The organism is Pseudoalteromonas sp. A41-2 (genome assembly GCF_015767615.1).
Taxonomy (GTDB): Bacteria; Pseudomonadota; Gammaproteobacteria; order Enterobacterales; family Alteromonadaceae; genus Pseudoalteromonas; species Pseudoalteromonas lipolytica.
In genome coordinates this window covers 1,574,420-1,599,921 of record NZ_CP065231.1, presented here as the reverse complement: position 1 = coordinate 1,599,921, position 25,502 = coordinate 1,574,420, and the positions used below count along the sequence as shown (strand labels likewise).

Here is a 25,502-nt window from a genome sequence, read left to right as displayed (position 1 = left end):
TAACAATAGAACAAATTGAATTAACAAAAATATAATAAGATTATTTTATAGGAGGGAGAAAAATGTGGCTAATTTTTGGGTAAATTAGCACACTTTGTCGTATGACAGCTTTAAGGCTATTTGGCGTTTTAATTCACTTTTTCAAGCTTTAAAAACTGATTATCAGCGCCCAGCGTGAGTCTAAAACGCCCTCTTATCCCTAATGATGAAATAAAAGGACGTAAATGCTTGGCAGCAAAACGAATTGTTTTGCCACCATCTTCTGTTACCTGTATTGAAGTATATTTACCATGATAGTAATCAAGGCATTCTGCATAACTTAAATACAAAGAAAAAAAGTATTCAGTCATTAACCTACTAACGCTTTCTCAACTTTTTCAAATAAATCATCACTTAGGCTCTCTAATGATGCCAAACGTTGCAATTGTGCTTTGATTGCCTGCGAACGGTCGTGATCATAACGTTTCCATGCCATAAATGGTGTTAACATACGTGATGCATTTTGCGGGTTAATATCATTGAGCTTAATAAGCAAATCACCCAATAATTGATACCCTTTGCCGTCTGCACGATGAAATTGTGTAGTATTAAAATGACTAAAGCTGCCGACCAATGCTCTGACACGGTTTGGATTACCAAAATCAAAACTTGGGTGATCATACAACTGCTTAATGTCTTCAATGCAGGTTGCTGACTCTTTCATTGCCTGCAATGCAAACCATTTGTCCATTACAAGTACATCATGTCGCCATTTAGCATCAAATTCATTGAGCAAATCATCACAGCGAGGGTGATTCGCTTTTACAACCGCACTTAGCGCAGCTAACACATTTGTCATGTTAGAGCTGGCCACGGCTTCGTCAATAAAGTCATTCACGTCTTGCTGTTCAGTTTTTGCTAAATAGTGCAAACAGACCTGTTTAAGTGCCCTAACGGCAACAGCCTCGGCAGATGTTGTGCCATCATTGTGTAATGCCTTATAACACGCAATCAATGAGTCCGATAAGTCAGTCGCAATGTGTAGTTCAAATGCATTCATTACTGAAACAATGTCATCAACGGGGATCACTGCATATTCAGCCGCAATCGTGTCATAGCTTGGTAATTTTAATAGCTCTGCAATCAGTGCCAAATCCCCTGCTCGTTCTGTAATTAATACGTTAAGAGCAGAAATGATGTCGGGTGATAAACATGCATTACCCGATGATAGTGCGGCTTTAATTTCGTTGGTAAATAATCGTTGCTGTGCATCCCATCGCGAAAAATCACTTCGTGCAAAACGCATAATATGGAGCAAATCAGCGGTGCTGCTAGTTTGGTCAACAATACAAGGAGCAGAAAAATCTTCCAGAAGCACTGCAACAGGCGGCTCTATAACATTTTCAAACACAAAGGTGTGTTGTTTTTCAGTTATATTAAGCACAGAATCTTGCATCTGATTATTAATCGTTAACGGCACTGATTGACCAGCAGGGTCAAGTAGTTCAATCGCAAACGGAATATGTAACAACGCATTATTAGGTTGATTATCTGGCGCAAATTGCTCAATGGTCAGTGTAAAGGTTTGATTAGCATGATCAAAATATTGATCTACTTTTAATCTTGGAGTACCCGCTTGATTGTACCAACGCTTAAACTGCTGCAAGTCAATTTCAGAAGCATCACTCATGGCTGCAACAAAGTCATCACAGGTAACGGCTTGACCATCGTGCCGTTGGAAGTAAAGCGCCATACCTTGCTGAAACTTTTCTTCGCCTAATATCGTGTGCATCATACGAATAACTTCTGCGCCCTTGTCATACACTGTCACAGTGTAAAAGTTATTCATTTCAATAACTTTTTCTGGGCGAATTGGGTGCGCCATAGGCCCTGCATCTTCGCTAAACTGATGAGTTCGCATTACTTTTACAGCATCAATACGGTTTAGGGCACGAGATCCCAAATCACTACTAAACTCTTGGTCTCTAAATACGGTTAAACCTTCTTTCAAAGACAACTGAAACCAGTCTCGACAAGTAACGCGATTGCCCGTCCAGTTATGAAAATATTCATGCCCAACAATAGACTCAATCGTGTGGTAATCTTTATCGGTGGCGGTTTCTTGATTCGCTAACACACATTTAGAGTTGAAGATGTTTAATCCTTTATTTTCCATCGCCCCCATATTGAAGAAATCGACGGCAACAATCATGTATATATCTAAGTCGTATTCAAGATTGAAACGTTCTTCATCCCACTGCATTGATTTTTTTAACGATGTCATTGCATGCGGGGTTTTTGGTAAATTACCTTTATCAACAAATAAGGCCAACTCAACATTACGGCCTGATTTCGTTGTGTACTGGTCACGTAACACATCAAAATCACCTGCAACTAATGCAAACAAGTAACTTGGTTTTTTAAATGGATCCTGCCATTTGACAAAGTGGCGACCATCATCGAGTGTGCCTGCATCAATCTGATTACCGTTAGACAATAAATGCGTGTATTTTTGCTCAGCAATGATCGTAACATCAAAACTTGCCAATACATCTGGGCGGTCCAAGTAATAAGTGATTTTTCTAAAACCTTCAGCTTCACATTGCGTGCAATACGCGCCCCCTGATAAATACAGGCCTTCGAGGGAAGTGTTTGTTTGAGGATCGATATGGTTGACAATTTTTAAAATAAAATTAGCAGGTAAATTGTGGATGATGAGTGCCTCATCCTCAAGCGTATAGTCACTGTACTCTTGCTCATCTACATGCAGTGAGATAAGTGTTAAATCAACACCATCAAGCACTAAATCAGCCCCCGTTTCGTCCACACGGTTAATCGTCATTGTTGAGTGTACGACGGTTTTTAAGGGCGCTAATTCAAAGCGTAAATCGATATGTTGTATTGAAAAATGAGGGGCTTGGTAATCTTTTAAATATTGAGCTTGAGGTTTACTCGTTGCAGACATCATTGACTCCAAATGGCCCTGTTTAACAGGGCCTAACATGAATTATTCAGCGCTGGTTTGTTTAACGTGCTTTGGTTCGATACGTAAAATTTTAATACCTAAATATGCGTAAACAACAGCGAGTACTGGATTAATTAAATTAAAGAAAGCGTAAAGTGCATAATCAAATGGGTTAATTAATAAAACGCTTTGCATGTATGCACCACACGTATTCCATGGGATCAGCGGGCTTGTAATGGTGCCACCGTCTTCTAAAGTACGTGATAAATTCACCGGTTTTAAACCGCGTTTTTCATATTCATCTTTAAACATACGTCCTGGTACAACAATAGCAATGTATTGATCTGCCGCCACTGCATTGGTACCGATACAAGTCGCAATTGTCGCTGTTATAAGTGAGCCGGTGCTTTTCGCTATTTTCAATATGCTTTTTACAAACATATCTAGCAAGCCAGTTTTCTCCATAATGGCGCCAAACATCAATGCGGTCATAATTAGCCAAGTTGTGTTTAACATTCCGGCCATACCGCCGCCACTGAGCAATGAATCCATTTTTTCGTCGCCCGTATCGATGCTAAAGCCATCAAAAAATGTTGTCCATACTAGCTTGAAATAGCCAATTAACTGCCCTTGTGACGTATCGATTTGACTATTAATTAAATCTGATTGAAACAACATAGCCCAAATAGCACCCAGTACTGCACCAATTGAAATAGCTGGAAATGCCGGCATTTTTCTTATTGCAAGAATAAGCAACACGACTAATGGCACGAGCATTTCAAGCCCGATATTAAAGTTGCTTTCTAACAGGTTAATGATTTCATCAATTCGGCCTGCTTCTGCTGAACCACCTGCATTAAAGCCCATAAAAATAAAAATAATTAAGGCAATAATAAAGCTAGGCACCGTGGTCCAAAGCATATGATGAATATGCTCAAACAGATCGGCTCCGGCAACCGCAGGGGCTAAGTTTGTTGTTTCCGACAGTGGGCTTAACTTATCACCAAAGTACGCGCCTGAAATAACAGCACCGGCAGTCACTACCTGCTCAAGTCCTAACCCCGTTGCAACACCTAATAATGCCACACCGATGGTAGCAGCTGTCGTCCATGAGCTACCAATACTCATCGCAACAATGCCACAAATTAAACAACTAGCCGCATAGAACCAACTTGGATTGATAATTTGTAAACCATAGTAAATTAAGGTGGGTACTGTTCCAGATAGCAGCCATGTGCCAATCAATGCGCCTACCATTAACAGTATAATAATGGCACCTAATGATAAGGTGATCCCTTCAATCATCGCTTGTTCGAGCTTTTTCCAGGTATAGCCGTTTTTTAGACCGATTAAGGCAGCAGTAAAAGTAGCAAAGAGTAAGGCTATTTGATTTGGCCCCGATGATGAGTTATCACCGAATAAATAAACAGCTGCACCCAATAGGCACACGAGAACAGTAATGGGGATCAAGGCATCTAAAAAACTGGCCTGTTTGATCGGCTTCTCTTCAATTGAATTCAAAAGATAGTCTCCTACACGTCTTATGTGGCGTGTTTAATTATTATTGTTTGATTGTCTAAAGAACGCCTTGGATTAATGTTTATTAATTAGACCACGAACATTTTAGACAGCCAGATTAATCAATTATAACAAGATGCCCCGTTTTGGGCAGTAAAAAAGGCGCCTAAGCGCCTTTTAATTAACCAATTATAGGTATTTATTTTTTCGCGAGCCGACCATACTTAATATAGTCTTGCGTAATTAACGCGGCTTCTTCTAAGAAAGGGTCGAGATCATCAAGCGTATCAGGTAAATCATCTAGGCTTTCCACTGGTTTGTGACCTAATCGAACTAATCGTTCATTAGCACGCTCAAGCGCACGCTCTTCGCCTTCGTCTTTCTCTTTGATACGTGTTGCTTCAACAAGTGAAATTGTTTTTCGATCTTTCTCTTCTTGATAACGTTTAATATCATCGAACACATAACCAAATTCAGGCTCATTGGCAATGCGCGCATCATGTAATTTATTGACATAAGCAATCGCAGGCTTCAAATCGTCAACTGAATTATATTTAGCGCGAATGATGCTGTCCCAAGGTAATGCATTGTCTTGCTGACTTTCGCCCCAGTCTGCTGGGTCAATCGCTGAGGGGAATGACACATCGGGAATCACCCCTTTATGCTGCGTGCTTCCGCCATTAATACGATAAAATTTTGCAATTGTGTATTGTACGCTGCCAAGTGGGTGATCATATAAATCATACGCACGGCCCAGCGGTTTGTGCTGTTGTACTGTACCTTTACCAAACGTTTGCTCACCAATCACAATAGCACGGCCATAGTCTTGCATCGCTGCTGCAAATATTTCAGAGGCTGATGCACTGTAACGGTCAACTAAAACGGTTAATGGGCCATCATAAAAAGTGACACCATCGCGGTCTTTTTGCTCTTCGATACGGTTGTTTAACGTATGAATTTGTACGACTGGACCTTGATCAATAAACAGGCCTGACAATTGCGTCGCTTCATACAATGAACCGCCGCCGTTTTGGCGTAAATCGATTATGATGCCATCTACTTTCGCTTCTTTTAATTTCGCAATTTCAACTTTTACGTCTTGCGATAAATTATTGTAGAAACCTGGGATTTCTATCACACCGATTTTACTTGTTAAATCTGAGTATTTCGCTTCAAATACTTCTGATTTAGCAGCACGGTCTTCTAAACGAATTTTATCACGGGTTATCTCAACAACTTTCGGAGTACCATGAGCATCCGCCCCTTTTAGATACTGTAAGCGAACTTTAGTACCTTTAGGGCCTTTGATTAAGTCAACCACGTCATCAAGACGCCAGCCAATAACATCAACAAAGTCTTCGCCCTCTTGAGCAACACCTATAATGCGGTCATCGGCTTTAATTTGTTCAGATTTGTCAGCGGGACCACCCGGAACTAGGCTTCGGATCACGGTATAATCTTCATCATAACTTAATACTGCGCCAATACCTTCAAGTTCAAGGTCCATGTCCATTTTGAACTGTTCAGCACGACGGGGTGATAAGTAAGATGTGTGTGCTTCAATACTACGTGCAAACGAATTCATTACAATTTGAAATGCATCTTCACTGTTTGTCTGCACTAAGCGTTTTTGCGCATTGTGGTAACGCTTGGTTAAGACCTCTTTTATGCCTTGCCAATCTTTACCGGTCATTTTTAAACGCAACGCATCGTATTTAACGCGCTGACGCCACAATTCATCAAGCTCAGCTTGAGTCGTTGCCCACTTAGCGTCTTCGCGGTCAAACATATATTCATCTGCTTTATCGAACTTCATTTCATTTTCAAGTAACGATAAAGAATAATCATAACGCTCAAAACGACGCTTTAAGCTCAGATTAAAAATATCAAAGGCAAACCCAAGTTTCCCTGAAGAGAGCGCATTATCGAACTGGTCTTTATATTGTTCGAAAGAAGCAATATCAGACGCTAAAAACACACTTTTATTAAAATCGAGGGATTCGATATAACGATCAAATATCTGTTCAGATAATTCATCGTTAAAGCGAATGGGTTTGTAGTGTGCACGAGTAAATAAGTTTGTCACCCGTTTGCTTGCTGTACTATGTTGGCTTTCTTGCTTGAGTACTGGTAAATCTTCTGCAGTTAAATTATCTGTAGAAGCCAATAATGAACCTGAAAACAGGGCAGCGACTAACGGAATGAGCGTAAACTTTTTACTCATACACAACTCCTTTATTTTTTACAGCTATTAAATGATATACAGGCTGTCTGCTTTGGTCTTAACTTGCATTCCTGTTACTAACTCAACGTGAACTTCATCTTTATTCACTTCAGTAATAACTGCGTTTACAAGTGCTTGGCCAAGTTTAACTTTAACCTTGCTATTAACCTTGACCTCTGAGGCAGGTAATGGTTCAACTTTTCCTGAACGTTTTGCAGGAGCAGCTTTAGCTGGTTTAGTGTTAACTCTAGCGCCTTTATCGCCTGTTTTGGCATGCGAACCCGCATTCTTTTTGTAAGATTTTGTGTCTGCATCTTTACGTGGTGGACGCTGGGCTTTTTTGCGTTTAGCCATTTTTGCGCGGCTTTCTTCTAACGCTTTTTGAGCGTGCTCAATGTGCTCTTGTTCCACTTTTTCATCTTGATTACCATCAAGGTCAATACGGAACTCAGACTTTGTCACGGCTTCTAAATAGCGCCAGTTTGAGGTGTACTTTCTTAACGCTTGACGAACCTGAGTTTTACTTACTTTCTCAGAGCCTTCAATGCGCTCAGCGATATCTTTAAAGATACCCACTTTAAGCGGCTGAATGCCGTCTTTTTGTTTAAAACATTGTGGAAATTCTTGGTATAAGAAATCCAATACTTCATTAATATCTTTTAGCTTGTTTGTGGTTTCCATGTTAGAACCTTTTATTACATCTTTTCATCGAGCGATGAATCGACATAGTGTGTTACCCAGTCGGTTAACTCTTCGAAGTCCGCTTCAATAAGCGCTAAATCACCGCGAAGGTGTTCCCAAATACCATTTATAATTTCATCAATTGATTCACAGTCTAAGTCATCTGGAAGACGATCCCAAGCCATATGAATCAAGTCGTTGAGCCTTTCAGCTACAACTTCTTCTTCCCCTTCCCAATCACCAACATCGTGAATGGCAAAAAGGTAATCTTGCACATTTAGCAGATCTTTCATTTCAGATTTGCCTCAAAGCATTTTACCAATGCTTCTAAACCAGCTTGATCATCAGTATCGAATCGACCAATGCTCGGACTATCGATATCAAGCACTGCAAACACGTGACCATCTTTGAAGATTGGTACAACAATTTCAGAGTTTGATGCTGCATCACAAGCAATATGACCTGCAAAAGCGTGAACATCTTCAACTAATTGTGTTTCTTGTGTTTGTGCCGCAGTCCCACATACCCCTTTTCCAACTGGAATACGGATACACGCAGGATTACCTTGAAACGGCCCTAGCACTAATTCTTCTGGCGAATCCAGTAAATAAAAGCCCGCCCAATTTATATCCTCTAATGAGGTAAATAACAACGCACTAATATTCGCCATATTAGCTATGACATTGGGTTCACCAGCGATCAGCGATTCAGTTTGTTTAACTAATGACTGGTAAAAATCTTGCTTTTGCATACCAAACTACTTCTTATTAAACATACAGTAGCTAAAGGTACTCTTTGTAGGCGATAAATGAAACCTTTTAAGGGCAAAAAAAAACATTTTGCCCTTAATTTCAGTCAGCTTGATTAAATATTCTGCTATTGATGAGATGTTTGAGATGGTAGACCCTGTCGCAAGCCAAATAAAAATAATCCTGCGGCCAATGCAGACATAATTGCATTTACAATAAACGCCATACCTGATGTCGCACTTAGCAAGTAACTAAAAATAGCCCCCCCGAGTAAACCCAAAGTAAGAACGCCTGAATAGTTTACTTTTGCGTACTTGTACATAAGCAGATAACCAGGCACAACAAATGCTGCCATTGTAAGGCCAACAATATGTGCATTTGCAATCGCGTTCATAAATAAATTGAAAAAGATACGCCAGCCATTTCCTTCTAGCGTCAATGCGTAATACACACCGAGTACACAGCCAATAATGACGGGTGATAATAATGAAAGTCCTACACTCTTTGCTAAACGATGTTTCATAAATTCCCTAATTTCACAAAGATAATACGAGAAGTATTAAGCATGGACTAACTCGGTAGAATACGAAATATCGACCATAGTCGTAATTTAAAAACAGCAGAAACAAAAAAGCCGCTGAATTAGATTCAGCGGCTTTTATAATGGTGGAGAGATAGGGATTTGAACCCTAGAGGGGCTACAAACCCCTGCCGGTTTTCAAGACCGGTGCATTCGACCACTCTGCCATCTCTCCGAGTGCGGAAAAACTACTCGCTTTCGCCAGTAGTAAAAATAATGGTGGAGAGATAGGGATTTGAACCCTAGAGGGGCTACAAACCCCTGCCGGTTTTCAAGACCGGTGCATTCGACCACTCTGCCATCTCTCCGACGGCGTGCATAATAGATAAGGCAGCTTAGTTTGTGAAGCTTTTTTTTCAAAAAACTGTTTAAGTGATTAAAAAACAACTAAATCGTTCAGCAAAAACACAATGCGAGCCAAATTGTGAACAATCTGAACTTTTTTATTATTTATCGTGTCTATTGATCTACAAAGGTTTGCCCAAATATATAACTCTTGATAGGCTTAGTTCAGTTTAACTATTGGAACTAACGAACATATCAGTTCATTTAAGGAGCTCTAACAATGGCGTTTAATCAATCGTACAATACCGCTAGACCGGTTATGTCGACCATTGAAACAAATAAAGTACTAAAAAACACGTATTTTTTACTTGCTATGACACTGGCTTTCAGTGCCATCACTGCAGGTATTTCAATGGCAATGAACCTACCTTACTTTATGGGTATAGTATTTAGCTTAGTTGCGTTTGGTGTGCTTTTTGTGGTGCATAAAAAGGCAGACAGCGCATCGGGTGTTGCATGGGTATTTGTTTTTACGGGGTTGATGGGAGCAGGCTTAGGTCCGATCCTTAACTACTACGCAGCAATGCCAAATGGTCCAATGCTTATTATGCAAGCACTGGGTTCAACCGCACTTATTTTCTTTGGTTTATCGGCGTATGCGCTAACGACCAAAAAAGATTTCTCATTTATGGGCGGCTTTTTAACCGTAGGCTTAATCGTTGTTATCATTGCAAGCTTAGTCAATTTATTCATCGGCAGCTCAATCACGTTTATGGTGATAAATGCAGCAGTTGTGTTAATTATGTCGGGTTTAATCTTGTTCGACACAAGCCGCATTATTAACGGCGGTGAAACAAACTACATTCGTGCCACCGTTGCACTGTACTTAAACGTGTATAACCTATTCACTTCGCTTCTACATCTACTTGGCGCAAGTGATGACTAATTAAATAGTTCTGTTAAAATAGCCCCTTTCTAGGGGCTTTTTTATTGGATGCGTTTTGGCACAATTTGTACTTTCACTTCACACCGCACCGACCGATCATGACTGTACGCAACGTCTGATTAAATTTACACAGGCTTGCCTTGATTCAGGGCACACAATTTCAGCTGTTTTTTTGTATCAAGCAGGTGTGTATCACGCCAGTCAACATTTAGAACTCGCCAGTGACGAGCTACCTGTTAGTCGTTTATGGCAAGACCTCAATGCTAAAAGTATCCCACTTTTACTGTGTGTTACCGCGGCAGAAAAGCGTGGTTTAGACATCGAAAATACAGGGGTATTCACCGTCGCAGGTCTGGCCGAGTTTGCTATGCTCGCTGCGGATGCTGATAAATGGGTGCAATTTAAATGAAGAACATTTTAGTAATTAGCCAACATAGCCCGTTTGACGATCAGCATATGCGTGAATCACTCGACACCACACTGATATTTGCTGCCATTGAGCAAAATATTAGTTGGTTACTCAGTGGCGATGCTGTACTGGCACTCAAAAAACACCAACAACCTGAAGTATTGGGAATTAAAAACTATTTTAAAACCATTAAAACGCTTGAGTTATATGATGTTGAAAACATTTACGTTTGCGAAAAATCACTGATGGATTTTAATTTAACCAAAGATAATTTAATTATTGATGTAAAAGTCGCTAATTTTGAACAGCAGCGCCTCTTAATAAGTCAGCAGCACCAGGTGGTGACTCTATGAGTACCTTGCATGTTTTTTCAAAACCTTTGTCGCACTACTGCACCAATGCACTTGAAAATTTAATCAGCAGTGATGACACTGTGCTGCTTGTCGGTGATGCTTGCTACAACATTAAACAGTACAGACAATTTTCTGCTGCTTTGCATTTATTAAAAGAAGATGCCACAGCGCGTGCCATTACGCTTAGCGAATATGATGTCGATATTGACTACAACCAGTTTGTTGAACTGACTTTAACTAGCCAAAACACTATCACGTGGTAAACCATGCTCGAATTTAATAACAAACAAATAGACACTGATAAACAAGGTTATTTACTCAACAGCGCAGATTGGAGTGAAGCACTGGCTCCTATAATTGCTGAGCAAGAAAACATAACCCTGACTGCACAGCATTGGGAAGTCGTGCATTTTGTTCGTGACTTTTATTTAGAATACAACACCAGTCCAGCTATTCGTATGCTAGTAAAAGCAATGGCACAAAAACTCGGCGAAGAAAAAGGCAACAGCATGTATCTATATAAGCTGTTTCCAAAAGGCCCTGCGAAGCAAGCTACAAAAATTGCAGGTTTACCAAAGCCAGCAAGGTGTATTTAATGGCACACAAACCTACGAGTAAACCGCGTCGCAGTAATGGGCGACGTTATTCAAGACCCACACTAAAACGTGAAGTAAAAGAACCCTTAAACCCAGAGCAACGCAAAGTTGTGCTGTTCAATAAGCCATTTGATGTATTGTGCCAATTTACGGATGATCAAAATCGTAAAACTCTGGCTGATTTTATAAACATCAAAGACGTTTATGCTGCAGGTCGCCTCGACAGAGACAGCGAGGGCCTATTGCTACTCACCAATTGTGGAAAATTACAGCACACATTGACTGAACCACATAAAAAGACCGCTAAAACTTACTGGGTGCAAGTCGAAGGCGATGTTACCGACGAAGCCATTTATGCGCTCAATAAAGGTATAGAGCTTAAAGATGGCATGACCAAACCAGCCAAAGTTAAACGCATTGACGAACCGACCTTATGGCCTCGAACACCACCGGTAAGAGAACGTAAAAACATTCCGACTAGTTGGCTTGAAATCTCAATAACTGAAGGACGAAATCGTCAAGTAAGGCGCATGACAGCCCATGTTGGTTTCCCGACCTTAAGACTTATCCGTTACAGCATTGGCAAGTATACCCTTGCAGGATTAGCAAGTGGCGAATATAAAGTAGTCGATAACCCAGATGCATAAACCTCATGTCACTGTTGCCGCTATCGTTACCAGTAAAAACAAGTTTTTACTGGTAAAAGAGCGTGATAAACACACAGGCGAAATTTGTTACAATCAACCTGCAGGGCATTTAGAAGCACACGAGACCGTGAGCGAAGCAGCAAGTCGTGAACTATACGAAGAAACGGGTTTAACGCTCTCCCCTTCACATCTTGTGGGTATTTATAATCTGCATGCCACAAATGGTGTACACTACATGCGATTTAGTTTTGCGTTTAGTTGCGCAGAGCAGCTCCCCCCTTCACCTATTGATAGCGATATTATAAGCGCTCACTGGTTCAGCTTAGACGCCATAAAAGAGCTGCCACTCAGAAGCCCTCTGGTTTTAAAGTGTATTGAAGATCATCTCGCAGGACATGCCTATCCACTGAGCCTGATTTACCAATAACGACGCGTGTTATTTACCAATAATGACGATTATTTTGATTAACGCTGTTAAATAAAAGCGATTTATTACAGTAACAAGCAAATAACCACTATTTGCAATCAGTAGCGCGCCTAAATTACGTTTAATCCTAACTGAAACTCGCATCTTGAAGTGGTTTGGGTATATAATATCGGCCTTTCCACAGCAGTTAAAAAATGACAGCGAATATTATGAGCGAAAATAGTCACATTAAAGTCATCGTTGGTATGTCCGGCGGTGTTGATTCTTCTGTATCAGCGTATTTATTAAAGCAACAAGGCTATCAAGTAGAAGGCCTGTTCATGAAAAACTGGGAAGAAGACGATAATGATGAATATTGCGCTGCTGCAGAAGATCTTAAAGACGCACAAGCCGTGTGCGATAAACTAGGTATTGAACTACATACTGTTAACTTTGCAGCAGAATACTGGGATAACGTGTTTGAGTACTTTTTAGCAGAGTACAAAGCAGGTCGCACACCTAATCCAGACATCATGTGTAACAAAGAAATTAAATTCAAAGCCTTTCTAGAATTTGCAGCTGAAGCGCTAGGTGCCGATTATATCGCCACGGGTCATTATGTGCGCCGTGAAAAGCGAGACGACAAATATGTTATGTGCCGTGGCCTTGATGACAACAAAGATCAAAGCTACTTTTTATACACACTAAGTCATGAGCATATTGCACAAACACTTTTCCCTGTTGGTGATATTGCCAAGCCAGACGTTCGTCGCATTGCCGAAGAACAAGATTTAATAACGCACGATAAAAAAGATAGCACCGGTATTTGCTTTATTGGTGAGCGTAAATTTAAAGACTTTTTACAAAAATTCTTACCGGCACAACCGGGCAAAATTGAAGACACTGATGGTAACGAAGTCGGTGAGCACGAAGGTCTTATGTACCATACCCTTGGCCAACGAAAAGGCCTGTTAATTGGCGGTATGAAAGAAGGTTCAGGCGAGCCTTGGTATGTTGTAGACAAAGACATTGCACGCAATGTTTTAGTGGTTGGTCAAGGTAAAGATCACCCTCGCTTATACAGTAATGGCTTAAATGCTAACCAACTTCACTGGGTTGACCGTGTTGGGCCAAAGGGCACGACGCGTTGTACAGTGAAAACACGCTATCGCCAAGAAGACATCAGCTGTACATTGCTGGTTGGTGAAGATGGTATGGCACGCGTATTATTCGATGAGCCACAAAAAGCAGTGACACCAGGCCAATCAGCCGTTTTTTATGCTGACGAAGTATGCCTCGGTGGCGGTATTATCGATTCGGTGATCAAATAATGACAGAGCACCAAGTCATGGCATTAGCCGCCATGTGTCAAGTTGCTAAACAGGTTCAAAAAGTAGCGCAATATGGCAGTGGTAGCGATCACGAATTAGAAAAATTACTCAACTGTATTGTAGAAACGTCACCGAATACCCCTGAAGATGTATACCAGGGAAAACATAATTTACGTGAGGGTTATCGCGTGTTGACTGCCCAGCTTTCAGCAGGCGCCGACAAAGACGTTGAAATCGTAAAGTATGTAGGTGGCTTAATGCAGTTAGAACGTGCATTAAGTGCAAAACAAAACAGTTTAAATGAATTAGGTCGACGTATCGATGATGTAAAACGACGCCTCGACCATTTTGCAATCACAGATGATACCGTGGTCGCAGCGCTTGCCGATATTTACTCATCGGTGCTAAGCCCCCTTGGGCATCGTATTCAAGTGTACGGCAAGCCAGAGTTATTAAAGCAGCAACTCACGCAAAACAAAATCCGCGCTCTCCTTTTAGCCGGAATTCGTAGTGCCGTGTTATGGCGACAAATGGGCGGTAAACGCCGTCACTTTTTCTTTGCGAAAAGAAAAATTCTCGCTATTGCTAAACAGTATATTTAATTATCGTTCAAACTAGACAATTTAGGAGTCATTATGGAGCTTTCAGCGTTAACCGCTATCTCTCCGGTAGATGGTCGCTATGGCAGCAAGACCACGGAACTACGCAGCATTTTCAGCGAATTTGGTTTAATCAAATACCGTGTAACTGTTGAGGTTCGTTGGTTACAAGCCTTGTCTGCAGCAAGCGCAATCACAGAAGTACCGGCATTTAGCGACGAGGCTAATGCTTTACTTAATGCCATTGTTGATAACTTTAGCGAAGCTGACGCAGCACGCGTTAAAGAAATCGAGCGCACAACTAACCACGACGTTAAAGCCGTTGAATATCTACTGAAAGAAAAAGTAGCTGACAACGCAGAGCTTAACGCAGTGAATGAGTTTATTCATTTCGCATGTACATCAGAAGACATTAACAACCTATCTCACGGTTTAATGTTAACTGAAGCGCGTGACAAAGTGTTACTTCCTTACTGTGATCAACTCCTAAATGCTTTAAAAGAAAAAGCAGTTGAATATAAATCTGTTGCTATGATGACTCGTACACACGGTCAGCCTGCAACACCTTCAACAATGGGTAAAGAGTTTGCAAACGTCTACATGCGCTTAAAGCGTCAACGTGACCAAATTGCTCAAGTTGAAATGCTAGGTAAAATCAACGGTGCAGTAGGTAACTACAATGCCCACCTAAGTGCATACCCAGATTACGATTGGCACAACCATGCTGAACAATTCGTTACGAGTCTTGGTTTAACATTTAACCCATTCACAACACAAATCGAGCCACACGATTATATTGCAGAGCTTTTTGATGCAATTGCACGTTTCAATACTGTGCTACTTGATTTTGACCGTGACGTTTGGGGTTACATTGCTCTTAATCACTTTAAACAAAAAACGATTGCGGGTGAAATTGGTTCATCAACAATGCCACATAAAGTAAACCCAATCGATTTTGAAAATTCTGAAGGTAACTTAGGTATTGCAAATGCAATCTTTGCTCACCTTGCGCAAAAACTGCCTGTATCTCGCTGGCAACGTGACCTAACTGATTCAACCGTTTTACGTAACCTTGGTGTGGGCATGGGCTATACCCTAATTGCTTATCAAGCAACGTTAAAAGGTGTTAGCAAACTTGAAGTTAACGAACCGCGCCTTTTAGAAGAACTTGATCAAAACTGGGAATTACTTGCTGAGCCTATTCAAACAGTCATGCGTAAATACGGTATCGAAAAGCCGTACGAAAAGCTTAAAGACTTAACACGTGGTAAACGTGTTAACAAAGAAATCATGGCTGATTTCATTGATGGTCTTGATTTACCAGAAGAAGCAAAAGTTGAAATGAAAAAATTGACACCGGCAAACTATATTGGCCGTGCTGTTGAGTTCATTGATAACTTAGCATAAATTGCGTATATGACTTTAAAAAGCGAAAGGCCTTCCTTTCGCTTTTTTATTACTTTTAATTATGCCAACTTGCTCAATTAATACCATCTTGCTTACTTAAGTGGTCTATTTTGAGGCAATAAAACCGCGTTGATAACAGGCAAAAATTTAGTTATTTAGTTGTTCTAAATCAGAAATTTTTAACGCAGGTAGCGACTGGTTTAATCACTCAAAATGATTAAGTATTTTTGCACATTGGTATAACTCAACAGCTTGGTATTAGGTGCCTATATGTATCAACTAACTATTAATTCGCTTACTCCGCAGCAATTCCTAAGCGAGTATTGGCAGAAAAAACCGCTACTTATTAAACAAGGTTTTAGTGATTTTCAAGATCCTATTGAGCCAGAGGAGTTAGCTGGACTTGCAATGGAAGACAGCATTGAGTCACGTATCATCACCAATCATGCTGATGACTGGCAGGCATACCACGGCCCATTCGAAGACTTTAGCTTACTAACAGAAAAGAATGCCACATTGCTAGTACAAGCCGTTGATCATTGGCATGCAGATGCAGCTCAATTACTTGAACCATTTCGTTTTATTCCAAACTGGCGAATTGATGATCTGATGATAAGTTACTCAACACCAGGGGGTGGCGTGGGTCCGCATCTAGACCAATATGATGTATTTATCATTCAAGGTCTTGGCAAACGTCATTGGCGTGTTGGTTTACCTGATGCAAACTTAAAACAATTCGCTCAAAATAAAAGTCTACTTCAAGTAGAACAATTCCCTGCTGTAATTGATTGTGTATTAGAGCCTGGCGATATTTTGTATATTCCTCCTGGTTGCCCACATGAAGGCTATGCAGTTGAAAATGCTCTTAACTACTCAGTGGGTTTTAGAGCACCTAATCAACGAGACTTACTCTCACAATTTGCCGATCACTTAATTGATACTGAACTTGGCAATACACGCTATGGCGATAGCAAGCTGACACTGCGCGATTCTAAAGGTGAGCTAAACAACCTAGAAGCCGAGCAAATTAAACAGCTCATGATCGCAGCCATCGATGATAATACAGTATTTAAAACCTGGCTTGGTAATAGTTTAAGTCAACCAAAACACGACATGGACTTAGCACCTTTAGAAGAGCCCTACACGGTTGATCAAGTACGTGAGCTGCTCACTGATGAAACGCTGGTTTTTGAACGTTTAGGTGGTACACGCGCTATTTATCAAATTATTGATGATAAAGTTCTTTTAAGTGTTAACGGTATAAACTACCTGCATGAAATGAGTGCACTTGCTGATATCAAAAGGCTTACAGACCAAAGCTGGGTGACAGCAGACGATATAAATAGTTCAAAAAATAACCACGACTTTTTAAAAACATTTACTACACTTTTAAATGAGGGTATTTGGTTTTGTTAGGAGCGTGTGCTTATGGGGTATCATATTGACGAAGTTGAATGGAGTATCGACAAGGAACTCTTACAACGGATCAGAGAACGTGTATTTGTATATGAGCTTCATATACCAAAACACGTTGAATTTGATCATTTAGATAAAACAGCCCATCACGTGCTCGTTACAGACGATGGAAAATGCCCAGTTGCCACTGGGCGTTTGTGTAATGATGGTTTGATTGGGCGTATTGCCGTCTTACCAGAGCATCGCAACCGTTCGGTTTATAAATCACTGCTAACCTACTTAGTTAATATGGCTGAAAAGCAAGGCTGTGATTGCGTCAGTATTAATTGTATTTTAAATGAAGTTGAACGATTTAAACGAAATGGTTTTGCTGCTGATGGCTTAGTATTTATGGAAGCGGGTATTCCTAGACAGCGAATGCTTTGCCCTATAAAACAGTTTGATACGCGACCATTCACGATGGTTCATTAGTGACTTTTGTCATTTTCATAAAAAAGCTGAATAAAATTATTCAGCTTTTTTTTATAATTAAAATGCGATTACGCGGGCTCATTCTGCCACATTTCATCTTTTTCGAATAACTCATACAAACCATGAGCGCGATTAATCAGTAGGTTAGCAAAATCAACTTTCGTTTTATCTGTTGCACCAGATTCCATCAACTGATCTGCTTTTAATTGCCACTGCATTGAGAAATAACGTAAGACTTCGCGTGGGTTTGCAGCCGCGCCCGCTTCAGCATGATCGGTAGGCAATCGACCCGTAATCACCCAATAACTTTTACCATTTTGCGCTTTGAACTTCCAAATTGCGACTAGCGGTGCAATAAAACGGCTTTCTTTTTCAACAACAGTTTGCGGTATAACACCTTTTTCAGCTAAGTGCTTTTGTGCATTTTGGAAACATTCTCTTTGCCAAATAACACTTTGCTTTTGTGCTTCTGCTTGTTCTTCAGGTGTTAATGGTCTCGCTTGTTTTTGTTCCATGATGGTTACTCTTTTACAACATTTCAGACACTTTAAGGCTTAATATTGAGCTGTGCAAGTGTTTAGGGGTAAACGAAGTGCATTTGGATATTATTCACCCAAGTTAAAAGGAAGAGCCCGGTTCCGTTAAAAATTGCAGCTCTTCTTGCGTTGATTCTCGCCCTAAAATGGCATTTCGGTGGGGATAACGACCAAATCTATCAATGATCAACTTGTGTTTTAGTTCAAATTCATAATTAGGCAGGCCCCTAAATAATTGTAAGGCCTGCTGATGAATCGCTTTTGATTCACTGTGCATAAAAGGCATATAAATAAAGGCTGCTTGTTCAGTCGGTAGTGCCTTGTCAAAGCCTAATTCGATTGCACGCTGAGCAAGAGTTAGCGCTTGGGCATCTTGGCTAAAAGCACGCGGTGAATTGCGATAAATATTACGAGAGAACTGATCTAAAACAATGATTTCTGCTAAAGAGCCTATCGCATCGACTCGCCAATTAGCGCACTCTCCTGCTATTACCTGCAAAAGTAACGGTGCGTATTTATCAGTAATTAACCTATCTAATTCATCGGACTGCTGATACCAAGCCGAAGGCCCTAAATCATTAAACCAAAAATCAATAACTGATTGCTTATCCATACACTCGTCTCCTACATTTAATTGCCTAGCACTTTTGCTGGGTCTACACGGGTGGCTTGCCATGCAGGATATAAAGTGGCCAGTATCGCTAACACAAAGGTCACAATAACGGTGATCACAATATCTTGCCAGACTAATTTACTGGGTAAAAACTCAATAAAATAAACACCTTGTAAAGGGTTGTCGCCCAAAAGGTTACTCAGCCAAGTAAATAATTCGCTGATATTTAACGCCACCATCACACCGATAATAGTGCCAAGTACAACCCCTATTAGCGCCTGTGTAAATCCCTGCATCACAAACGTTGCTAAAATAGTACTGTCTTGTGCGCCCATGGTTTTTAGAATGGCAATATTTGCTTGTTTTTCGCGTACCTCCATCACCAAAGATGACACGATATTAAAGCTCGCCACAGCAATGATTAAAAACACCACAATATAAACAATGGTGCGCACCATTTGAATGTCTTGATACAAGCTGCCCTGCGTTCTAAACCAACTCGAGACATACACATAATCAGGGATAACTTGGCCAACACGCATCGCGATTTGATGAGCATTAAAAACATCATCCACTTTTAAACGTAAACCTGTAACCTGATCTTCACTAAAACCCAATACTGATTGTGCTTTATCTAAACGAATAAAAGCAGCCGTTTCATCAATAGGTCCACCCATGTTAATAATGCCAGCCAAGTTTAAACTAACCCGTTTTGGCGCAAGCAAGGTGTTACTTTGCTGGTTAATTTGCGGGATTAACAAAGTAACAGGATCCCCTATTTTCAGCCCTAGTTTATTAACAACTTGCTGACCTAAGAGAATATCTTCTTGTTGCAGCTGGCTAACCAGTCGGCCTTGAGTAAATTGATTAATCGCTGATACTTGGTTTTCAAATTCGCTAGCAACTCCACGTACCTCAACAGCTTTTAAATCACTTTTAAATTGCGCCATGCCATTCACGCTAATAAAAGGCGCCGCTCCCACTACACCAGATTGCGAGTTAAGTAGGCTTACTTTTGACTGCCAATTATTAATCGGTTTATTCGGCGCAACATATTCAACCTGAGGCACGACAGACAGTAAACGATGAACAAGCTGTTGCTCAAAACCATTAATAACCGAAAGGGCAACGATTAAAACCGCCACGCCCAATAAAATACCAATTGTCGATGCTTTAGCTATAAAGCTAACAAAACCGTTTTGCCCATCTTTGTGTCCTGAGTGCGCTCTAAAACGCTTCGAAATAAACGCACTAAGCAACATGCTGAGACTCTTTAATCGCTAATTTTCCATCGTCAAGATAAGCAATCTTGCCAAGCTTATCAGCAAGTTCTAAATCGTGTGTTACCACCACAAAGCTGGTTTTTAAGCTGCTGTTTAACTCTTTAATGAGGTCGTATATTTTAATCGCATTTTGCTTATCTAAGTTGCCGGTAGGCTCATCGGCAAGCACTAAAGCGGGCTCTGTCACCAATGCACGCGCAATTGCGACACGCTGACGCTCACCACCAGACAAAGCCGATGGTTTATGTTCACTACGATGAGACAACCCTACTTTATCAAGCATAACCCGTGCTTTTTCAGTCGCGTCCTTGGCACTTAATCCCTTTATGAGTAACGGCATTGCAACGTTTTCAACTGCCGTAAACTCCATTAATAAATGATGAAATTGATAAATAAACCCTAAATTCTCATTACGGAAATTAGCTTGTTGCTTACGATTTAGTTTACCGACTTGTTTACCTTTAATTTCAACTTTACCGTCTGTGGCACCATCAAGCGTACCTAAAATATGTAGTAACGTGCTTTTTCCTGAACCCGAGCTGCCAACAACAGCGAGCATTTCACCTTGCTCTAAGCTCAAGTTAACCCCTTTTAATACTGCAACTTGGTTTTCGCCATCTTGATACACTTTATTAAGCTGCTGACACTTGATTACTAACTCACTCATAACGTAATACCTCTGCTGGGTTCACTTTTGCAGCTTTACGGGCAGGATACAACGTTGCTAAAAAGCTCATTGCAATACTACCGGCGGCAATTAGGCTTAAACTGACTACATCAAATTTAACAGGTAAACGCATGCCTGCGAGTAAATTGATGCCAAACATATTCAATAATTCATTAATGTACTGACTAAACAACACACCCAGTAATGCACCAATGCTGGTGCCAATTAAACCGTTATACAGACCTTGGATCATAAATACATTTTGTACTTGTGCTGGTGTTAGCCCTAAGGTTTGCAAAATAGCGACTTCACTTTGCTTTTCACTCACCATCATGGTTAAAGCCGAGACGATATTAAACACCGCAACTAATACTATTAATCCCAGTAACATAGACATGATGCGCTTTTCCATGGCCACTGCTGCGAATAAGGTGCCTTGGCTATCGCGCCAGTCTGTGTGTTCAACGTCTTTAAATATAGACGCATGACTTTTAAGCACCTGCTCAACGGCAAATGGTTCATGCAAAGAAACACTCAAATTAGGGGCAACTGATTGTGAGAGCTTTAAAACACGCTGCAATGAATAGCCGCTAGTAAATGCAAGTGACATATCGATTTCAGATTGTGTTTCGTACAGCGCTGCAACCGTAAATAAACGCTGGCTAGGTACTCGACCAAGCGGAGTATAGGTGCTTGCATTTGGCATGATCACCCGTACTTTGTCACCCAACGAAATACCCAGTTTACGACTTAAATAACGGCTTATTGCTATGTGATAATTTTCATCCATGACTAGTGACCAATTACCTGCCACTATTTTTTCTTTAATGTTATATAACGAGCTCCCATCGTCATATAAGCCTTGTAAGAGCACACCATGAAGGTCTTGATTAGTTTGTAAAATAGCCTCTCCATGACGATACAAATTGACTTGTTTTACAGCAGGAGACTCCGACAGCTGTGACTTAATACGCGACATGGCTTCTTTAGACTGTGACTTAGCGTCCACTTCAATATGCGGGATCAAACCTAACATATTAGTCTTGAGGTTATTTTCAAAACCATTCATCACAGAGCTTACGGTAAATAGAGCCATTAAACCGATAGCAATGCCCGCAATAGAAAAAAACGAAATAAAAGAGATAAAGGCGTTGCCCTTTGAGGAGCGGCTATATCTCAGCCCTATAAAAAGGCTAACAGGTTGAAACATAAGTAATTATAGGTTTTACAAGGGCTAAATATGCGCTCATGTTAGCATATATTTAGCCATGATGGGATTATCGAATTTGTAAAAAATAATTATAAATCTGATACTTGAACAGTTTCTATTAAGTGGTCTAATAATGCTTTTACATTCGTTGCAATAAATTGCCTTGGCGGATATACCCCCCAAACGCCTTCAGGTGCGGGGGCAACATTGGAAAGCACCGCGACTAATTGACCTGACTGCAAATATTTATCCACGTAATAATCTGGTAGCTGCACAATGCCTAAACCTTTAATAGCAGCATCAACCAAAGCCCAGCCACTATTACACTGTAATCGACCCGCCACTTTAATATGTTTATCTTGAAGTTGATCTTTCACACGCCAGTAACTGTTATTTCCAATTAAACAGTGGTGCTGATGAAGTTCACTCACACTATGAGGCTGACCATAGTTATTGATATAGTCTGGGCTACAACAAATCACTAAACGTCGCTGACTTATTCGTCTGGCCTTTAATGATGAATCCTTTAAATGCCCTAACCGAATCGCCAGATCAAATCCCTCATCTAATAAATTGACTTGTTCATTGCTCAAGTGACTAATAACTTCAATATCAGGATGTTTCTGCATAAATGTATGGACAGCAGGCATAATGTAGCTTTCGCCATACATCACTGGTGCAGTTAATTTAATTGTCCCTTTTGGTGTCAGTTGCTGCTCAGCCAAAAGTGCCGTGGCGTCGTCCATCGCATTTTGCAATTGTTTAGTTTGATGAGCAAACACTTCACCTTCTTGGGTAAGTACCACCTTGCGTGTTGTCCGAGTAAGCAATTGCGTATTTAAACGCTCTTCTAATTGGCTCACATAGCGACTGACATGCGCCACTGACATCCCTAATAATCGACTTGCTTTAGTAAAGCTGCCTGTTTCAGCGACGGCTAAAAACTCATCAATTCCATGCCAACGATTCATTATTACCATACTGTAAAAGTGTTTTAATAAATCGAAGATTATCATCCATTGAGAAATAAATAAAATAGTCTATGTTAATTATCTACTACCTACAAATAAGGGAACGTTATGACTGATTTTATTAAATCAAAAGCAGCAATTGCTTGGGGACCAAACCAACCTCTATCGATTGAAGAAGTCGATGTGATGATGCCTAAAAAAGGCGAAGTGCTTGTAAAAATTGTAGCAACCGGTGTTTGTCACACAGACGCATTCACTTTATCTGGTGAAGATCCTGAAGGTATTTTCCCTGCTATTCTCGGCCATGAAGGCGGCGGTATTGTAGAGGCTGTAGGTGAAGGTGTAACTCACGTTGAAGTCGGCGACCACGTCATTCCTCTTTACACCGCTGAATGTGGCGAGTGTAAAATGTGTAAATCGGGTAAAACAAACCTGTGTTCAGCTGTTCGTGAAACACAAGGTAAAGGTTTAATGCCAGATGGCACCACTCGTTTTTATAAAGACGGTCAACCGATTTATCATTATATGGGTTGCTCAACGTTTTCTGAATACACTGTACTTCCTGAAATTTCACTCGCAAAAGTAAGTAAAGAAGCCCCGCTTGAAGAAATTTGCCTACTTGGCTGTGGCGTAACAACAGGTATGGGTGCAGTTACTAAAACTGCTAAAGTACAACAAGGTGACACGGTTGCTATATTTGGTCTTGGCGGCATTGGTTTATCTGCCATTATCGGTGCAAAAATGGCAGGCGCTAGTCGTATTATCGGTATTGATATTAATACCAGCAAATTTGAACTGGCTACTAAGCTTGGCGCCACAGATTTGATCAATCCAAATGATTTCGATAAACCAATTCAAGAAGTGATTGTTGAAATGACTGACGGCGGTGTCGATTTCTCATTTGAGTGTATTGGTAACGTAAACGTAATGCGCTCTGCACTTGAGTGTTGTCATAAAGGCTGGGGTGAATCAGTTATTATTGGTGTTGCAGGCGCAGGCCAAGAAATTTCAACACGCCCATTCCAACTTGTAACAGGCCGCGTATGGCGTGGTAGCGCATTTGGTGGAGTAAAAGGCCGTTCTGAGTTACCTGAAATCGTAGAACGATATATGAAGGGTGAGTTTGCACTTAATGACTTCATCACACACACCATGAAACTTGAAGATATTAATGAAGCCTTTGACTTAATGCACGAAGGTAAGAGTATCCGCTCTGTTATTCATTACTAATCATTAATAAGCGCCTTGATTTAAAAGGCGCTTTCATTTTCAAGGATGCTGATATGCTCGAAAATATAAGCTCAACAAAAGTCAGCGGTGGTTGGCATAAGCAATACACGCATCAAGCGAGCAGTACACACTGCACAATGCGTTTTGCTATATTTTTACCACCGGGTGCAAGTGAAACCAATAAAGTACCTGTGATGTATTGGTTGTCAGGCCTTACTTGTACTGATGAAAACTTTATGCAAAAAGCCGGTGCCTTTAAAAAAGCCGCAGAACTGGGTATTGCTATTGTCGCACCTGATACAAGCCCACGTGGTGACACCGTACCTGACGACGAAAGCTACGATTTTGGTCAAGGTGCTGGCTTTTATGTTAACGCAACACAAGCCCCCTACAATGTACATTACAATATGTATGATTATGTTGTGACTGAGTTGCCAGCGTTAATTGAAGCGCACTTCCCTGTTACTGATAAAAAAGCGATTGCAGGTCACTCAATGGGAGGGCACGGCGCCCTAATGATTGCGCTTAAAAATCCAAAACAGTTTGTTAGCGCAAGCGCATTTAGCCCTATCGTCAACCCTATAAATTGTCCATGGGGTGAAAAAGCATTTAGTCATTACTTAGGGACTGACAAAGCGGCGTGGCGCAATTACGATAGCTGCGAGCTCATGAAACAAGCAAGCCCAGAAGATTATTTACCGCTGCGTATTGATCAAGGCGAAGCTGACAACTTTTTAGTTGAACAACTAAAAACAGAAAACTTGTTTTTGGTCGTCAATGAAAAAGATTACCCCGCTGAAATAAATATGCATGCTGGCTATGATCACAGTTACTATTTTATTAGTAGCTTTATTGATGAACATTTAGAGTTTCATCACCGTCACCTGTAGTGTACTTAGTGTGAGGACATAACTTCCTCACACGCTTTCAACAAAGCAAACAGATAGGCGCTAACGGTTGGAGCCTTGCTTTTGTCACTAACTTACTTACCTGAGAATCAAAGTAGCTGAAAATACTCACCCACAACTATTAAAGTATATCCTCAAAAATTATAAGTCGATTTAATTGCAACATGGCAGTTATATTTTTAAGACTTATTCAACAACAAACCATTGTAAATAAAGCTATTTTCACCTCATCCCCTCACGAAATCACCTAATTTAAAGCGCAAGCAAACTCTAATGTGAGCGCTCTTGCGATAAATACGTGCATCCTTTTTCTCTCGCTTGCGTCTCTAGTAGTGAAGTGAATGTTTAATCACAAAATAAGGAAGCAAGGTAATGAGTACAACTAACAACACCAGTAACCCCGATACTAGCAGTAACTGCGACGAGGCCTGTGTCTGTAACAATGAAAGTAACTGTAACAATGACTGTGACAGTAGCTGTAATTGTAACTGCAACTGTGCTAACAATGAGTGCCAAACCTTA

28 protein-coding genes and 2 tRNA genes are annotated in these 25,502 nt (G+C 40.6%); 14 read left to right on the top strand and 16 right to left on the bottom strand.

Annotated elements, in window-relative coordinates; genetic code table 11:
* Positions 1-128: 128 nt before the first annotated feature.
* The 10 genes from IT970_RS07375 to IT970_RS07330 form a co-directional block, all read right to left on the bottom strand.
* Entirely contained in the window at positions 129-350 is a 222-nt protein-coding gene (locus IT970_RS07375; RefSeq protein ID WP_118844221.1) for a DUF2835 family protein, read from the bottom strand.
* Positions 350-2,944 carry an aminopeptidase N gene (gene pepN, locus IT970_RS07370; protein ID WP_196857783.1) on the bottom strand — a complete coding sequence of 865 codons (2,595 nt, stop codon included), beginning with the start codon at positions 2,942-2,944 and terminating at the stop codon, positions 350-352. The genes IT970_RS07375 and pepN overlap by 1 nt, the downstream gene beginning before the upstream one ends.
* A 42-nt stretch (positions 2,945-2,986) precedes the next feature.
* On the bottom strand, positions 2,987-4,465 hold the full coding sequence (gene nhaC, locus IT970_RS07365) for a Na+/H+ antiporter NhaC (RefSeq protein ID WP_065979868.1): 1,479 nt from the start codon (positions 4,463-4,465) through the stop codon (positions 2,987-2,989).
* Positions 4,466-4,661: 196 nt separating this feature from the next.
* Positions 4,662-6,686: a carboxy terminal-processing peptidase gene (gene prc, locus IT970_RS07360; protein WP_036968705.1), complete on the bottom strand. Its 2,025-nt coding sequence runs from the start codon at positions 6,684-6,686 to the stop codon at positions 4,662-4,664.
* Positions 6,687-6,713: 27 nt separating this feature from the next.
* Positions 6,714-7,367 carry an RNA chaperone ProQ gene (proQ, locus tag IT970_RS07355; protein WP_036968708.1) on the bottom strand — a complete coding sequence of 218 codons (654 nt, stop codon included), beginning with the start codon at positions 7,365-7,367 and terminating at the stop codon, positions 6,714-6,716.
* Between the two features lie 14 nt (positions 7,368-7,381).
* Complete coding sequence (locus tag IT970_RS07350; protein WP_135924820.1) at positions 7,382-7,660, bottom strand: hypothetical protein; 279 nt, start codon at positions 7,658-7,660, stop codon at positions 7,382-7,384.
* Complete coding sequence (locus IT970_RS07345) at positions 7,657-8,118, bottom strand: GAF domain-containing protein (protein WP_036968713.1); 462 nt, start codon at positions 8,116-8,118, stop codon at positions 7,657-7,659. Before IT970_RS07345 ends, IT970_RS07350 begins: the two co-directional genes overlap by 4 nt.
* Before the next feature lie 125 nt (positions 8,119-8,243).
* The gene (locus tag IT970_RS07340) at positions 8,244-8,639 is read right to left on the bottom strand and encodes a hypothetical protein (protein ID WP_036968716.1); all 396 of its coding nucleotides are present in this window, start codon (positions 8,637-8,639) and stop codon (positions 8,244-8,246) included.
* A 141-nt stretch (positions 8,640-8,780) separates the two neighbouring features.
* A tRNA-Ser gene (locus IT970_RS07335) sits at positions 8,781-8,871 on the bottom strand.
* 42 nt (positions 8,872-8,913) lie between these two features.
* Positions 8,914-9,004, bottom strand: a tRNA-Ser gene (locus IT970_RS07330).
* A gap of 257 nt (positions 9,005-9,261) precedes the next feature.
* Between IT970_RS07330 and IT970_RS07325 the strand changes: the two genes are divergently transcribed.
* From IT970_RS07325 to IT970_RS07270, 12 genes are all read left to right on the top strand, one after another.
* Complete coding sequence (locus IT970_RS07325; RefSeq protein ID WP_036968718.1) at positions 9,262-9,927, top strand: Bax inhibitor-1/YccA family protein; 666 nt, start codon at positions 9,262-9,264, stop codon at positions 9,925-9,927.
* 55 nt (positions 9,928-9,982) lie between these two features.
* Positions 9,983-10,336: a sulfurtransferase complex subunit TusD gene (tusD, locus tag IT970_RS07320; protein WP_196857715.1), complete on the top strand. Its 354-nt coding sequence runs from the start codon at positions 9,983-9,985 to the stop codon at positions 10,334-10,336.
* The gene (gene tusC / locus IT970_RS07315; protein ID WP_196857714.1) at positions 10,333-10,689 is read left to right on the top strand and encodes a sulfurtransferase complex subunit TusC; all 357 of its coding nucleotides are present in this window, start codon (positions 10,333-10,335) and stop codon (positions 10,687-10,689) included. The genes tusD and tusC overlap by 4 nt, the downstream gene beginning before the upstream one ends.
* Positions 10,686-10,952 carry a sulfurtransferase complex subunit TusB gene (tusB, locus tag IT970_RS07310; protein WP_036968727.1) on the top strand — a complete coding sequence of 89 codons (267 nt, stop codon included), beginning with the start codon at positions 10,686-10,688 and terminating at the stop codon, positions 10,950-10,952. The genes tusC and tusB overlap by 4 nt, the downstream gene beginning before the upstream one ends.
* Before the next feature lie 3 nt (positions 10,953-10,955).
* Positions 10,956-11,285: a sulfurtransferase TusE gene (gene tusE / locus IT970_RS07305; RefSeq protein ID WP_036968729.1), complete on the top strand. Its 330-nt coding sequence runs from the start codon at positions 10,956-10,958 to the stop codon at positions 11,283-11,285.
* Positions 11,285-11,932, top strand: a complete 648-nt coding sequence (locus tag IT970_RS07300) for an rRNA large subunit pseudouridine synthase E (protein ID WP_036968732.1) — start codon at positions 11,285-11,287, stop codon at positions 11,930-11,932. Before tusE ends, IT970_RS07300 begins: the two co-directional genes overlap by 1 nt.
* On the top strand, positions 11,925-12,359 hold the full coding sequence (locus IT970_RS07295) for an NUDIX hydrolase (protein WP_075593626.1): 435 nt from the start codon (positions 11,925-11,927) through the stop codon (positions 12,357-12,359). The genes IT970_RS07300 and IT970_RS07295 overlap by 8 nt, the downstream gene beginning before the upstream one ends.
* 209 nt (positions 12,360-12,568) lie before the next feature.
* Entirely contained in the window at positions 12,569-13,669 is a 1,101-nt protein-coding gene (gene mnmA, locus IT970_RS07290) for a tRNA 2-thiouridine(34) synthase MnmA (protein ID WP_065979989.1), read from the top strand.
* Positions 13,669-14,271 (top strand): high frequency lysogenization protein HflD, encoded by a 603-nt coding sequence (gene hflD, locus IT970_RS07285; RefSeq protein ID WP_036968737.1) that lies wholly within the window; start codon positions 13,669-13,671, stop codon positions 14,269-14,271. The genes mnmA and hflD overlap by 1 nt, the downstream gene beginning before the upstream one ends.
* Before the next feature lie 33 nt (positions 14,272-14,304).
* Positions 14,305-15,675 carry an adenylosuccinate lyase gene (gene purB / locus IT970_RS07280; protein ID WP_036968740.1) on the top strand — a complete coding sequence of 457 codons (1,371 nt, stop codon included), beginning with the start codon at positions 14,305-14,307 and terminating at the stop codon, positions 15,673-15,675.
* A gap of 270 nt (positions 15,676-15,945) precedes the next feature.
* Positions 15,946-17,091: a cupin domain-containing protein gene (locus IT970_RS07275; protein WP_196857713.1), complete on the top strand. Its 1,146-nt coding sequence runs from the start codon at positions 15,946-15,948 to the stop codon at positions 17,089-17,091.
* A gap of 12 nt (positions 17,092-17,103) precedes the next feature.
* Positions 17,104-17,562: a GNAT family N-acetyltransferase gene (locus IT970_RS07270; RefSeq protein WP_036968745.1), complete on the top strand. Its 459-nt coding sequence runs from the start codon at positions 17,104-17,106 to the stop codon at positions 17,560-17,562.
* Between the two features lie 68 nt (positions 17,563-17,630).
* Here the strand turns inward: IT970_RS07270 and IT970_RS07265 are convergent, their stop codons facing one another.
* From IT970_RS07265 to IT970_RS07240, 6 genes are all read right to left on the bottom strand, one after another.
* Positions 17,631-18,077, bottom strand: coding sequence for a DUF4826 family protein (locus IT970_RS07265; RefSeq protein ID WP_065979860.1), 447 nt, complete (start codon positions 18,075-18,077; stop codon positions 17,631-17,633).
* 103 nt (positions 18,078-18,180) lie between these two features.
* Positions 18,181-18,711, bottom strand: a complete 531-nt coding sequence (locus IT970_RS07260) for a DUF924 family protein (RefSeq protein WP_074988267.1) — start codon at positions 18,709-18,711, stop codon at positions 18,181-18,183.
* A 17-nt stretch (positions 18,712-18,728) separates the two neighbouring features.
* Positions 18,729-19,973 carry a lipoprotein-releasing ABC transporter permease subunit gene (locus IT970_RS07255; protein ID WP_074988268.1) on the bottom strand — a complete coding sequence of 415 codons (1,245 nt, stop codon included), beginning with the start codon at positions 19,971-19,973 and terminating at the stop codon, positions 18,729-18,731.
* On the bottom strand, positions 19,963-20,661 hold the full coding sequence (gene lolD, locus IT970_RS07250; protein WP_036968755.1) for a lipoprotein-releasing ABC transporter ATP-binding protein LolD: 699 nt from the start codon (positions 20,659-20,661) through the stop codon (positions 19,963-19,965). The genes IT970_RS07255 and lolD overlap by 11 nt, the downstream gene beginning before the upstream one ends.
* Positions 20,654-21,871, bottom strand: a complete 1,218-nt coding sequence (locus IT970_RS07245) for a lipoprotein-releasing ABC transporter permease subunit (RefSeq protein ID WP_036968758.1) — start codon at positions 21,869-21,871, stop codon at positions 20,654-20,656. Before IT970_RS07245 ends, lolD begins: the two co-directional genes overlap by 8 nt.
* Positions 21,872-21,960: 89 nt before the next feature.
* On the bottom strand, positions 21,961-22,842 hold the full coding sequence (locus tag IT970_RS07240) for a LysR family transcriptional regulator (protein ID WP_036968761.1): 882 nt from the start codon (positions 22,840-22,842) through the stop codon (positions 21,961-21,963).
* A gap of 108 nt (positions 22,843-22,950) precedes the next feature.
* Here IT970_RS07240 and IT970_RS07235 point away from each other — a divergent pair, with 108 nt between their 5' ends.
* Together IT970_RS07235 and fghA are read left to right on the top strand one after the other, a co-directional pair.
* A complete protein-coding gene (locus tag IT970_RS07235; RefSeq protein ID WP_036968764.1) occupies positions 22,951-24,072 on the top strand; it encodes an S-(hydroxymethyl)glutathione dehydrogenase/class III alcohol dehydrogenase in 1,122 nt (373 codons plus the stop codon).
* Between the two features lie 53 nt (positions 24,073-24,125).
* Positions 24,126-24,962, top strand: coding sequence for an S-formylglutathione hydrolase (gene fghA / locus IT970_RS07230; RefSeq protein ID WP_074988271.1), 837 nt, complete (start codon positions 24,126-24,128; stop codon positions 24,960-24,962).
* The last annotated feature ends 540 nt before the right edge of the window (positions 24,963-25,502 follow it).

Bases quoted from the DNA above. Each gene is read 5' to 3' on its own strand.
- IT970_RS07375 (WP_118844221.1), bottom strand. From the start codon at position 350: ATGACTGAATACTTTTTTTCTTTGTATTTAAGTTATGCAGAATGCCTT.
- pepN (WP_196857783.1), bottom strand. From the start codon at position 2,944: ATGTCTGCAACGAGTAAACCTCAAGCTCAATATTTAAAAGATTACCAA.
- prc (WP_036968705.1), bottom strand. From the start codon at position 6,686: ATGAGTAAAAAGTTTACGCTCATTCCGTTAGTCGCTGCCCTGTTTTCA.
- proQ (WP_036968708.1), bottom strand. From the start codon at position 7,367: ATGGAAACCACAAACAAGCTAAAAGATATTAATGAAGTATTGGATTTC.
- IT970_RS07350 (WP_135924820.1), bottom strand. From the start codon at position 7,660: ATGAAAGATCTGCTAAATGTGCAAGATTACCTTTTTGCCATTCACGAT.
- IT970_RS07345 (WP_036968713.1), bottom strand. From the start codon at position 8,118: ATGCAAAAGCAAGATTTTTACCAGTCATTAGTTAAACAAACTGAATCG.
- IT970_RS07340 (WP_036968716.1), bottom strand. From the start codon at position 8,639: ATGAAACATCGTTTAGCAAAGAGTGTAGGACTTTCATTATTATCACCC.
- IT970_RS07325 (WP_036968718.1), top strand. From the start codon at position 9,262: ATGGCGTTTAATCAATCGTACAATACCGCTAGACCGGTTATGTCGACC.
- tusC (WP_196857714.1), top strand. From the start codon at position 10,333: ATGAAGAACATTTTAGTAATTAGCCAACATAGCCCGTTTGACGATCAG.
- tusB (WP_036968727.1), top strand. From the start codon at position 10,686: ATGAGTACCTTGCATGTTTTTTCAAAACCTTTGTCGCACTACTGCACC.
- tusE (WP_036968729.1), top strand. From the start codon at position 10,956: ATGCTCGAATTTAATAACAAACAAATAGACACTGATAAACAAGGTTAT.
- IT970_RS07300 (WP_036968732.1), top strand. From the start codon at position 11,285: ATGGCACACAAACCTACGAGTAAACCGCGTCGCAGTAATGGGCGACGT.
- IT970_RS07295 (WP_075593626.1), top strand. From the start codon at position 11,925: ATGCATAAACCTCATGTCACTGTTGCCGCTATCGTTACCAGTAAAAAC.
- mnmA (WP_065979989.1), top strand. From the start codon at position 12,569: ATGAGCGAAAATAGTCACATTAAAGTCATCGTTGGTATGTCCGGCGGT.
- hflD (WP_036968737.1), top strand. From the start codon at position 13,669: ATGACAGAGCACCAAGTCATGGCATTAGCCGCCATGTGTCAAGTTGCT.
- purB (WP_036968740.1), top strand. From the start codon at position 14,305: ATGGAGCTTTCAGCGTTAACCGCTATCTCTCCGGTAGATGGTCGCTAT.
- IT970_RS07275 (WP_196857713.1), top strand. From the start codon at position 15,946: ATGTATCAACTAACTATTAATTCGCTTACTCCGCAGCAATTCCTAAGC.
- IT970_RS07270 (WP_036968745.1), top strand. From the start codon at position 17,104: ATGGGGTATCATATTGACGAAGTTGAATGGAGTATCGACAAGGAACTC.
- IT970_RS07265 (WP_065979860.1), bottom strand. From the start codon at position 18,077: ATGGAACAAAAACAAGCGAGACCATTAACACCTGAAGAACAAGCAGAA.
- IT970_RS07260 (WP_074988267.1), bottom strand. From the start codon at position 18,711: ATGGATAAGCAATCAGTTATTGATTTTTGGTTTAATGATTTAGGGCCT.
- IT970_RS07255 (WP_074988268.1), bottom strand. From the start codon at position 19,973: ATGTTGCTTAGTGCGTTTATTTCGAAGCGTTTTAGAGCGCACTCAGGA.
- lolD (WP_036968755.1), bottom strand. From the start codon at position 20,661: ATGAGTGAGTTAGTAATCAAGTGTCAGCAGCTTAATAAAGTGTATCAA.
- IT970_RS07245 (WP_036968758.1), bottom strand. From the start codon at position 21,871: ATGTTTCAACCTGTTAGCCTTTTTATAGGGCTGAGATATAGCCGCTCC.
- IT970_RS07240 (WP_036968761.1), bottom strand. From the start codon at position 22,842: ATGAATCGTTGGCATGGAATTGATGAGTTTTTAGCCGTCGCTGAAACA.
- IT970_RS07235 (WP_036968764.1), top strand. From the start codon at position 22,951: ATGACTGATTTTATTAAATCAAAAGCAGCAATTGCTTGGGGACCAAAC.
- fghA (WP_074988271.1), top strand. From the start codon at position 24,126: ATGCTCGAAAATATAAGCTCAACAAAAGTCAGCGGTGGTTGGCATAAG.